This window comes from Inquilinus limosus MP06 (genome assembly GCF_000767795.1).
Taxonomy (GTDB): domain Bacteria; phylum Pseudomonadota; class Alphaproteobacteria; order DSM-16000; family Inquilinaceae; genus Inquilinus; species Inquilinus limosus_E.
The window spans coordinates 1-1,314 of the sequence record NZ_JANX01000978.1 but is presented as its reverse complement, the minus strand read 5'-3'; the positions used below and the strand labels follow the sequence as shown (position 1 = coordinate 1,314).

General features: G+C 70.8%; 1 protein-coding gene and 1 pseudogene. One reads left to right on the top strand and one right to left on the bottom strand.

Features of this window, described 5'->3' with window-relative positions:
* Positions 1–286, bottom strand: a pseudogene (locus tag P409_RS34560) (MFS transporter); the annotation flags it as partial.
* Between the two features lie 102 nt (positions 287–388).
* On the opposite strand from P409_RS34560, the gene P409_RS34555 reads away from it, so the two are divergent.
* Positions 389–1,297 (top strand): LysR family transcriptional regulator, encoded by a 909-nt coding sequence (locus P409_RS34555; protein ID WP_034849437.1) that lies wholly within the window; start codon positions 389–391, stop codon positions 1,295–1,297.
* The last annotated feature ends 17 nt before the right edge of the window (positions 1,298–1,314 follow it).

The following is a 1,314-nucleotide window of genomic DNA, read 5'->3' as shown; positions in this document are numbered from 1 at the left end:
AGGCGGCAGCCAGCATCCGCAGGATCAGCCGGCGGTTCTCGGCCAGGTCGGCCAGCGGCACCAGCAGGAACAGCCCGGCGGCATAGCCCAGCAGCGTCGCCATCGCCACCAGCCCGGCTGCGGCGGCGGACAGGCCGAGCGACGGGCCGATCAGCCCGACCAGGGTCTGCGGTGCGAACAGGTTGGTGACGATGACGCCGACCGATGTTCCGAACAGCAGGATCAGCGGGCGGGTGAGGGCGGCTTCGGGCTGCGCCAGGGCCAGGGACTCGCTGGTGACCGACATGATCCGCTCGATTGCTGAATGGGTATATCGTCCAACAGCTTTATTCACTCTTCGCAAGATGATACAATTCAATTGTCCCTATAAAGATTATGCGCGACTGGCATGAACATCCCGGATCTGGAGGCCTTCGTCGCCGTGGTGGAGACGGGATCGATCGTCGCGGCCTCGGCCCGACTGAACCTGACTCAGCCGGGCGTGACCCGGCGGGTACAGAATCTGGAGGAGCGGCTGGGCACGGCCCTGCTGGACCGTCAGTCGAAGCCGCTGAAGCCCACCGCCGCGGGGCGCCAAGCCTATGAACAGGGCCGCCGCGTGCTGCGCTCGCTGGAGGATCTGCGCGCCGCCGTCGCGCCGGGCGGCGAGGTGCGCGGCGAGTTCCGGCTTGGGATCATGCCCTATCTGTCCGAGGCGGCGCTGTCGGTGCCGCTCGACCGGCTGCGCGCCGGATTCCCGCAGCTGGCGCTGCGCGTGACCTCGGGCTGGTCGGTGCGGCTGGTCGACCAGGTGGCGCGCAGCGAGCTGGACGCGGCCGCGGTGTGCCTGCCGGATGGCGTCAGCCCGCCGGAGGAGCTGGTGGGCGAGGACCTTGGCGTCCAGCGGGTGCTGCTGGTGGCGGCGCCGTCGCTCGGCGTGCCGAAGCCGGCCAGCCTGGCCGAGCTGTCGCGCTTCCCCTGGATTATGAACGAGGGCGGCTGCGGCTTCCGCGTCTATCTGCGCCAGCGCTTCGAGGCCGAGCGGCTGCCCTTCCAGGTGGCGATCGAGGCGCTCAGCGCCGATCTGCGGATGTCGCTGGTCGCCCGCGGCCTCGGCATCGGCATCCTCACCCCCTCGGCCTTCGCCGACAGTCGCTGGCGGGACGCGGTCGAGGTGGTCGAGGCCGTCGATTTCCAGCCGCAGGTGCGGGCCTGGATGCTGCACCGCCCGCCCGCCGGCCGACTGGCCCAACCGATCGCGGCCTTCCGCGACGGGCTGGCCGAGGCCCTGGGCCTGCCCGCGCCGTTCCTGGCCTGATCCGACGGCTCGTCCGG